Here is an 8,644-nt window from a genome sequence, read left to right as displayed (position 1 = left end):
CGCCGCGCATGCCGCGACGGTGGAGGTGATCGAGGGGGCCGCCCTGGCGGACGGCTTCCCGGCCGTGCAGGCGGTGGGCGGGGGCTCGCCGCGGGCGCCGCGGGTCGCGGTGCTGCGCTGGGAGGGCGCGCCGGACGGGCCGCTCGTCGCGCTGTGCGGCAAGGGCGTGTGCTTCGATACAGGGGGGCTCGACCTGAAGCCCTCCTCCGCGATGCTGCGGATGAAGAAGGACATGGGCGGCGCTGCGGCGGTGATGGCGGCGGCCGAGATGCTGATGGCCGCCCGCGCGCCGATCCGGCTGCTGTTGCTGGTCGGCGCCGTGGAGAATGCTGTCTCCGGCACCGCTTTCCGGCCGCTCGACGTCATCCGCACCCGCAAGGGGCTGACCGTGGAGATCGGCAACACCGATGCCGAGGGGCGCCTGGTGCTGGCCGACCTTCTGGCCTTCGCGGCCGAGGCCAGCCCTGCCCTGGTCTTTGACTGCGCGACCCTGACCGGCGCGGCGCGCGTGGCGCTGGGACCCGACCTGCCGGCGCTGTTCTGCGACGATGCGGAGGTGGTTGCGGCGCTGCTCCGGGCCGGTACGGAGACCCATGATCCGCTCTGGAACCTTCCATTACAGAAAAATTATATATCTTGGCTGGACAGTTCGATAGCCGACCTGAACAACGTTGCAACGAAGCCGATGGCGGGTGCGATCGTTGCCGCACTTTTCCTTCGGCGCTTCGTGCCGGATGGGACGCGCTGGGCTCACGTTGATCTCTACGCCTGGAACGACCAGTCGCGTCCGGGACGGCCTGAAGGCGGGGAAATCCAGGCCGCACGTGCCATCGTGCGGGCCACGACGACACTGCTGGCACGGCAAGGCAACGCAGGACGGTAACAAAGCCAAGATGAAACGGGAACTTTCTGGGTCAAGCCGCTCTCCAAAGAGTGCTTCGCGCGAGGACCATTCACGCAACGGCACATCGCAGCGGCGCGCCAAGGGACGTTCCGGAGCCAAGGCGAAGCCGGCATCGGGAAAACTGGAGGGCGCCCAGGAAGGATTTGAGACCATGGCGACGCAGACGAACCCCGACGTGTTGGTGGGCATCCTGCGGGATACGGTGGTGGCTCTCGTCCGACGGGACGGACCGGACCTCTCGGCCCGCCAGTTGGGTGTCTTCCTGACCGTCTACCTGACAGACGGCCCGCATACCGTGCGCGGGCTGGCGGCTGAGCTGAATGTCTCCAAGCCCGCCATCACCCGCGCACTCGACCGGCTGGGCGAGCTCGACCTGGCCCGGCGCAAGGTGGATCCGATGGACCGCCGCAGCGTGCTGGTCCAGCGCACGCTGAAGGGCGCGGCCTTCCTGCGCGACATGCGCAGCATCATGGCCGGCGCAGAGCAACAGGCGCGGGAGAACCCGCCGCAGGCCGACGCGGCGGGCGACGCCAACGCGCCGCGCCGCGCCGGCTGAACCGGACGCGAAGGGGGCGCGGGGCCGCCTTGCCCCGCGCCGCCGATCAGGTCAGTAGCCGGCGGCGAAGTCGACCAGGTTGATCAGGGGCCGGCCCGCCCGGGCGCGGTGAATGTTGTCCACCACCTGGGGGGCGGCACTGGCGGGGATGGTGATGCTCGCGGCATGCGGCGTCATCACCACCCGTGGATGCGCCCAATAGGGGTGGTCCACCGGCAGCGGCTCCGGGTCGAAGACGTCGAGGGCGGCACCCGCGACCTGCCCACTGTCCAGCGCGGCGAGCAGGTCGGCATCCACGACATGCGCTCCGCGTGCGCCATTCACCACGAAAGCGCCGCGTGGCAGCCGCCCGAGCAGCCGGGCATCGACGATCCCTCGCGTCGCCGGCGTCAGCGGCAGCAGGCAGACCAGGACGTCGGACCGGCCGGCCATGGCCGCCAGCCCGTCCTCGCCATGGAAGGTCTCCACGCCCTCCACCTGTCGTGGCCGGCGCGTCCAGCCCATCACCGGGAAGCCGAGGCCGCGCAGCAGGCCCGCCGCATGCGTGCCAAGCTCGCCAAGGCCTAGGATCCCGATGCGGCGTTCCGCCGTGACCGGGGCCGGCAACTCCAGCCAGCTGCGCTCGCGCTGCAGGGCGCGATACTCCAGGTCCTGGCGGTGGAACCGCAGGACGTTCAGCAGCACCCATTCGCCCATCTGGCTGGTCAGCATCCGGTCGACCAGGCGCGCGACGGGAATGCCGGGCGGCGGCCCGGGCGGGCGCAGCAGATGGTCCACGCCGGCGCCCATGGACACGATCAGCTTGAGCTTCGGGTAGCGCCGCAGCTCCGCCATGTCGTGCGCGGTCCAGACCACTGCCGCCTCGATGTCGGCGGGGTCTCCGGCATCGGGGAACATGCGGATCTCGAGCGTCGGATCCAGTGCGAGCAGGGCGTCGCGCCAGACCGCCATCACGGCCGTCTTGGTGGAGAGCAGAACGGCCATCACGCGGCCTCCCGAGCGGGCGGCGCGGCGGCCGTCTCGCGCCAGACCAGGCGGACGAAGCTGCGCCAGTCGTCGCGGCGCGTGGCCGCGACCTTGCGGCCATCCGGCAGCTCGGCGAACAGGCTCAGCACGCCCTTGGCCCAGAGCGCGTCGAAATGGTCGTCGGATTGCAGCGCCCAGCCGCAGGTGCGTTCGAAGACGCCGTCCTTCACCTTCGGCTGCACCTTCGCCAGCCACCACCAGCAGCCCACCGCCAGGATCGCGCCGCCCAGGTAGAAGTGCACCCACGCGGTGCCGGCGAAGGAGGACACCAGGATGAGCGCGGCCGGCCAGACGTTCTCGCCATAGCGATACACCGGGCTGCCGGGGGAATTCATCTTGCGGATATGCACGCCGAGCTTCAGGCGCTCGGCATCCAGCAGCCCCTTCATGATCTCGAGCGGCGGCGTCGGGGCCGCGTCCTCGTCCATCAGCTCCTCACATGGCCAGTCTCGGCCGCGGCCAGGTCGAAGGCGGCGGCCATCAGGGCGCGCGTGTAGGGCTGTTGCGGCGCGCCGACAACGGCCTCCGTCTCGCCATGCTCCACCACCTTCCCGTCCTTCAGCACGATGATGCGGTGCGCCATGGCGCGCACCACGCGCAGGTCGTGGCTGATGAAGAGGTAGGCCAGGCGGTGCTTCGCCTGCAGATCCCGCAGCAGCTCCACCACCTGCGCCTGGACCGACACGTCGAGCGCGCTGGTCGGCTCGTCCAGCACGACCAGGCGCGGCTTCAGCACCAGGGCTCGGGCGATCGCGATGCGCTGCCGCTGGCCGCCGGAGAACTCATGCGGGTAGCGCTCCGCCATGGTGGGCTCCAGCCCGACCTCCTGCAGCGCGGCGGCGACGCGGGCAGCGCGCTCGGCCGCGGAGAGCTTCTCGTGCACGGCCAGCCCCTCGCCGACGATCTCCGCCACGGTCATGCGCGGCGAGAGCGCGCCGTAGGGATCCTGGAAGACGATCTGCATCCGCGCACGCAGCGGCCGCAATGCGCCGCGGTCCAGCGGCTGGAGGTCGCGGCCTTCGAAGCGGATCGCGCCCTCGCTGCCTTCCAGCCGCAGCATGGCGAGGCCGAGCGTGGTCTTGCCGCTGCCGGACTCGCCCACCAGGCCGATCGTCTCGCCTTCCCGGATCTCCAGGCTGACGCCGTCCACCGCCTTCACCACGCCGACCACGCGGCGCAGCACGCCGCGGCGGATGGGGAAATGCACCTTCACCTGCTCGCCCTGCATCACCACCGGTGCAGTGGACTGCACCGGCGCTGGCCGGCCGCGCGGCTCGGTGGCCAGCAGCATGCGCGTGTACTCGTGCTGCGGCCGGGCGAAGACCTCCGCCACCGGGCCCTGTTCCACGGCGCGGCCGTGGCGCATGACGACGACACGGTCGGCATGGCGGCGGACGATCTGCAGGTCGTGGGTGATCAGCAGCATCGCCATGTCCAGCCGCCGCTTGAGATCGGCGAGCAGTTCCAGGATCTGCGCCTGGATGGTGACGTCGAGCGCCGTGGTGGGCTCGTCGGCGATCAGCAGGGCGGGGTCGTTCGCCAGGGCGGCCGCGATCATCACGCGCTGGCGCTGCCCGCCGGAGAGCTGGTGGGGATAGGCGCCGAGGCGATCCTCGGCCTGGGGGAAGCCGGCGCGGCGCAGCAGCTCCACCACGCGCTCCCGCAGGGCCGCGCCGCGCAGGGGGCGGTGCAGCGTCACGGCCTCGCCCACCTGGCGGCCCACCGTGTGCAGCGGGTTCAGCGAGGTCATCGGCTCCTGGAAGACCATGCCGGCGACGCCGCCCCGCAGGCGACGCAGCGCCTCCCCCTCGGCGGCCAGCACGTCGGTTCCGTCCAGGGTGATGCGGCCCTCGGGGTTCGTGCCGGCGCCGGACAGCAGACGCAGGCAGGAGAGCGCGGTGACCGACTTGCCGCTCCCCGACTCCCCCACCAGGGCCACCGTCTCCCCGCGTTTCACGTGGAACGAAACGCCCTCGACGACGCGCTGGCCGCGAAAGGCGACGGAGAGATTCTCGACGTCCAGGATGGTCCGGGTCACCGCCCACCATCCCTTCGTGCAGCGGTCGTCGGCCTCATCGGCCTCCGTCCCTGCCGTGAAGCGGTCGTCGGCCTCATCGGCCTCCGTCCCTGCCGTGAAGCGGTCGTCGGCCTCATCGGCCTCCTCCGGGCAACTTCCGCGGATCGAAGGCGTCGCGCACCGCCTCGCCCACGAAGATCAGCAACGTCAGCACGCCGCCCAACACGACGAAGGCGGTGATGCCGAGCCAGGGAGCCTGCAGATTGTTCTTGCCCTGCGCCACCAGCTCCCCAAGCGAGGGCGAGCCCGGCGGCAGCCCGAAGCCCAGGAAGTCCAGGCTGGCCAGCACCGTGACCGACCCCGACAGCACGAAGGGCAGGAAGGTCAGGGTCGCGACCATCGCGTTGGGCAGGATGTGGCGCCACATCACCGTGGTGTCGCCCACGCCCATCGCCTTGGCGGCGCGCACGTAGTCGAAGTTGCGGCCGCGCAGGAACTCGGCGCGCACCACGCCGGTCAGGCCCATCCAGGAGAACAGCAGTAGGAAGACCAGCAGGGTCCAGAAGCTCGGCTCGATCACGCTGGCCAGGATGATCAGCAGGTAGAGCTGCGGCATGCCCGACCAGACCTCGATGAAGCGCTGGAAGCCGAGGTCCACCCATCCGCCGTAGTAGCCCTGGACCGCACCGGCCGCGACGCCGACGAGGGAGCTGACGATGGTCAGCGTGAAGCCGAAGAGGACGGAGATGCGGAAGCCGTAGATCACGCGCGCCATTACGTCGCGGCTCTGGTCGTCGGTGCCGAGCCAGTTGCGCGCGGAGGGCGGCGCGGGGGAGGGGCGGCCGATGTCGCGCACCACGGTCTGGTAGCTGTAGGGGATCGGCGGCCAGATCGCCCAGCCGCCCTTCTCCGCGAAGTCGCGCTTCAGCTCCGGGTCGTGCCAGTCCATCTCGATCGGCAGGCCGCCTGGCAGCACGTCTTCCTCGGCATAGCCGACGAGCACCGGGAACAGCCACCGGTCCTCCACCTTCGCCACCAGCGGGCGGTCATTGGCGATGAACTCGGCGAAGAGCGTCAGCAGGAACAGCACCAGGAAGATCCACAGCGACCAGTAGCCGCGGCGGTTGGCCCTGAAGTTCTCCAGCCGGCGCCGGTTGATCGGGCTCATCGGCGGGCTTCGAAGTCGATGCGCGGGTCCACCACGGTGTACATCACGTCGCCGACGATCTGCATCAGCAGCCCGAGTAGGGTGAAGATGTAGAGGGTGGCGAACATGATCGGGTAGTCGCGGCGGATCGCGGCCTCGAAGCCCAGCAGGCCGAGCCCGTCCAGCGAGAAGACGATCTCCACCAGCAGCGCGCCGGTGAACAGGATGCCGATGAAGGCGGCGGGGAACCCCGCGATGATCAGCAGCATCGCGTTGCGGAAGACGTGGCCGTAAAGCACCCGCGTCTCGCTGTTGCCCTTGGCGCGCGCGGTGATGACGTACTGCTTGCCGATCTCGTCGAGGAAGCTGTTCTTCGTCAGCATGGTCAGCCCGGCGAAGCCGCCGATCACCAGGGCCAGCGTCGGCAGCGCCATGTGCCAGGCGTAGTCGGCGGCGCGCTGCCAGAAGGGCCAGAGCTCGCTGCCCGGGGAGGTCAGGCCGCGCAGCGGGAACCACTGCAGGAAGGACCCGCCGGCGAACAGCACCACCAGCAGGATGGCGAACAGGAAGCCGGGGATCGCGTAGCCGACCAGCACGATGCCGCTGGTCGCGACGTCGAAGCGGCTGCCGTCCTTCACCGCCTTGCGGATACCGAGGGGGATGGAGACGAGGTAGATGATCAGCGTGGACCACAGGCCGAGGCTGATGGAGACCGGCATCTTCTCGATGATCAGGTCCACCACCGGGCGGTCGCGGAACAGGCTGCGGCCGAAGTCGAAGGTCAGGTAGCCGACCATCATCTCCTGGAAGCGCACATGCGCGGGCTTGTCGAAGCCGAACATGCGCTCGATCTCGGCGACGATGTTGGGATCGAGCCCACGCGCGCCGCGATAGGTGCCGACCGGCCCGCCGGACTGCTCGCCGCCGCCGGTCATGCCGGGGCCTGCGCTGCCGGGCTGGCGCGTCTCGCCGCCGCCCTCGCCGGTCAGGCGGCCGAGCGTCTGCCCCTCGCCGCGCAGCTCGGCCAGCATCTGCTCCACCGGGCCGCCGGGGGCGAACTGCACGACGGCGAAGTTGATGAGGATGATGCCGAGCAGCGTCGGCACGACGAGCAGGAGGCGGCGGAGGATGTAGGCGGCCACGGGCGGATCAGGACGTCACGCGCTACAGCGTCCGCCGCGCATCGGCCAGCGCCCGCTCCTTCGCGGGGTCGATCCACCAGGAATCCAGGCCGAGCGAGTATCTCGGGTTCCGCTCCGGCCGACCGAACTTGTCCCAGAAGGCGATCCGGAAGCTCTGGATGTGCCAGTGCGGGACCAGGAAGTGGCTCCACAGCAGCACGCGGTCCAGCGCGCGGGTGCGCGCCACGAGCTCCTCGCGGTCGGGCGCGTTGACCACCAGCTCCACCAGCTCGTCGATCGCGGGGTCGCAGATGCCGGCGACGTTCTGGCTGCCGTTCTCGCGCGCCTTGGCGCAGGTGAAATAGTCGCGCTGCTCGTTCCCGGGCGACAGGCTCTGGCCCATGCTGTCCACGGTCATGTCGTAGTCGAAGGCGTCGATGCGCGTCTGGTACTGCGCCGGGTCCACGGTGCGGACGCGCACGCTCATCCCCACGCGCTCCAGCGCCTGGACATAGGGCAGGGCCACGCGCTCGAAGGTCGGCGTATTCAGCAGGATCTCGAACTCGAAGCGCTGGCCCTGGGCGTTCACCAGGCGGCGGTCGCGGACCTGCCAGCCGGCCTGCTGCAGCAGGGTCAACGCCCGGCGCAGCCCGTCTCGGTTGTTGCCCGAGCCGTCGGTGGTGGGCAGGCGGAATTCGGTGGTGAAGACCTCGGCGGGGATGCGGCTGCGGAAGCGCTCCAGGATCTCCAGCTCCTTGCCCTGCGGCAGGCCGGACGACGCCAGCTCGGAGTTCGAGAAGTAGGAGTTGGTCCGCGCATAGGCGCCGAAGAACAGGTTGGCGTTCATCCACTCGAAGTCGAACAGCTCCACCAGGGCGCGGCGCACGCGCACGTCCTGGAACAGCGGGCGGCGCAGGTTGACCGCGAAGGCCTGCATGCCGGTGGGCAGCTGATGGCGGATCTCCTCCAGCTTCACCAGGCCGCGCCGGCGCGCGGGAAAGTCGTAGGCGGTCGCCCAGTCGCGCGCGACGTTCTCGGTGCGGAAGTCGATCTGGCCGGCCTTGAAGGCCTCCAGCGCCACCGTGTTGTCGCGGAAGTATTCGTAGCGGTAGGCACCGAAATTCTGCGTGCCCTTCATCGAAGGGATGTCGCGCGCCCACCAATCCTCGACGCGGCGGTAGACGATGCTGCGCCCGGCGTCGAAGCGCTCGATGCGGTAGGCGCCGGAGCCGAGCGGCGCTTCCAGGATCGGCCGGGTGAAGTCGCGGCTGGCCCACCAGTGCTGCGGCAGCACGGGCATCTGGCCGAGGATCAGCGCGAGCTCGCGGTTCTCGTTGCTGCGGAAGCGGAAGGTGACCTTGCGCTCGCCCTCGGCCACCACCTCCGACACGTCGCCCCAGTAGGAGCGGTAGAAGGGCCGGCCATGCTGGCGCAGCGTGTTGAAGGTCCAGACCACGTCCGCAGCCGTGACCGGCCGGCCGTCGTGCCACCGCGCGGCGGGGTTCAGCTCGAAGCTGACGCCCATGCGGTCGGCCGGCAGGTCGATCCATTGCGCGAGATAGGGGTACTCGGTGCTCGCCTCGTCCGCGCTTTCCTTCAGTAGCGTGTCGTAGATCAGCCCGGCGCCGACCGCGGCGGTGCCGCGGATGATGAACTGGTTGAAGCTATCGAAGCTGCCGAGCGCGGTCAGCGCGATCTCGCCGCCCTTCGGCGCCGCCGGATTCACCCAGGGGAAATGCGGGAAATCCGCCGGCAGGGCGGGCTCGCCCAGCAGCGACAGCGCGTGGGTGCGGATCGCCTGGCCGGGCGCCGCGGAGCCACCGGCGGGCGTGGCGGCGCCGAGCGGCCGGGGGGCGAGCGCAGCCGGCGCGAG

At 70.3% G+C, this 8,644-nt stretch carries 8 protein-coding genes; 2 read left to right on the top strand and 6 right to left on the bottom strand.

The genetic code is table 11. The features are described from left to right. On the top strand, nt 1-883 hold an 883-nt coding region (locus OZN99_RS19340; RefSeq protein WP_270936903.1), incomplete at its 5' end, for a leucyl aminopeptidase family protein. 172 nt (nt 884-1,055) lie between these two features. Then, nucleotides 1,056-1,460: a MarR family transcriptional regulator gene (locus OZN99_RS19335; RefSeq protein WP_270936902.1), complete on the top strand. Its 405-nt coding sequence runs from the start codon at nt 1,056-1,058 to the stop codon at nt 1,458-1,460. Between the two features lie 51 nt (nt 1,461-1,511). Here OZN99_RS19335 and OZN99_RS19330 read toward each other — a convergent pair whose 3' ends face one another. From OZN99_RS19330 to OZN99_RS19305, 6 genes are all read right to left on the bottom strand, one after another. Next, nucleotides 1,512-2,444, bottom strand: a complete 933-nt coding sequence (locus OZN99_RS19330) for a 2-hydroxyacid dehydrogenase (protein ID WP_270936901.1) — start codon at nt 2,442-2,444, stop codon at nt 1,512-1,514. Then, nucleotides 2,444-2,914 (bottom strand): hypothetical protein, encoded by a 471-nt coding sequence (locus OZN99_RS19325; protein ID WP_270936900.1) that lies wholly within the window; start codon nt 2,912-2,914, stop codon nt 2,444-2,446. Before OZN99_RS19325 ends, OZN99_RS19330 begins: the two co-directional genes overlap by 1 nt. Beyond that, complete coding sequence (locus OZN99_RS19320; RefSeq protein ID WP_270936899.1) at nt 2,914-4,524, bottom strand: ABC transporter ATP-binding protein; 1,611 nt, start codon at nt 4,522-4,524, stop codon at nt 2,914-2,916. The genes OZN99_RS19325 and OZN99_RS19320 overlap by 1 nt, the downstream gene beginning before the upstream one ends. Nucleotides 4,525-4,636: 112 nt before the next feature. Then, on the bottom strand, nt 4,637-5,671 hold the full coding sequence (locus OZN99_RS19315; RefSeq protein WP_270936898.1) for an ABC transporter permease: 1,035 nt from the start codon (nt 5,669-5,671) through the stop codon (nt 4,637-4,639). Further along, a complete protein-coding gene (locus OZN99_RS19310) occupies nt 5,668-6,792 on the bottom strand; it encodes a microcin C ABC transporter permease YejB (RefSeq protein ID WP_270936897.1) in 1,125 nt (374 codons plus the stop codon). The genes OZN99_RS19315 and OZN99_RS19310 overlap by 4 nt, the downstream gene beginning before the upstream one ends. A 22-nt stretch (nt 6,793-6,814) precedes the next feature. Beyond that, on the bottom strand, nt 6,815-8,644 hold a 1,830-nt coding region (locus OZN99_RS19305; protein WP_270936896.1), incomplete at its 5' end, for an extracellular solute-binding protein.

It is taken from the genome of Falsiroseomonas oryzae (assembly GCF_027856955.1).
In the GTDB taxonomy this organism is placed as follows: Bacteria; Pseudomonadota; Alphaproteobacteria; order Acetobacterales; family Acetobacteraceae; genus Falsiroseomonas; species Falsiroseomonas oryzae.
The sequence above is the reverse complement of the archived record's forward strand: the minus strand, read 5'-3'. Positions and strand labels throughout refer to the sequence as shown.

What these genes read in the sequence shown, in the direction of transcription:
- OZN99_RS19335 (WP_270936902.1), top strand. Translation starts at nt 1,056, where the DNA reads ATGGCGACGCAGACGAACCCCGACGTGTTGGTGGGCATCCTGCGGGAT.
- OZN99_RS19330 (WP_270936901.1), bottom strand. Translation starts at nt 2,444, where the DNA reads ATGGCCGTTCTGCTCTCCACCAAGACGGCCGTGATGGCGGTCTGGCGC.
- OZN99_RS19325 (WP_270936900.1), bottom strand. Translation starts at nt 2,914, where the DNA reads ATGGACGAGGACGCGGCCCCGACGCCGCCGCTCGAGATCATGAAGGGG.
- OZN99_RS19315 (WP_270936898.1), bottom strand. Translation starts at nt 5,671, where the DNA reads ATGAGCCCGATCAACCGGCGCCGGCTGGAGAACTTCAGGGCCAACCGC.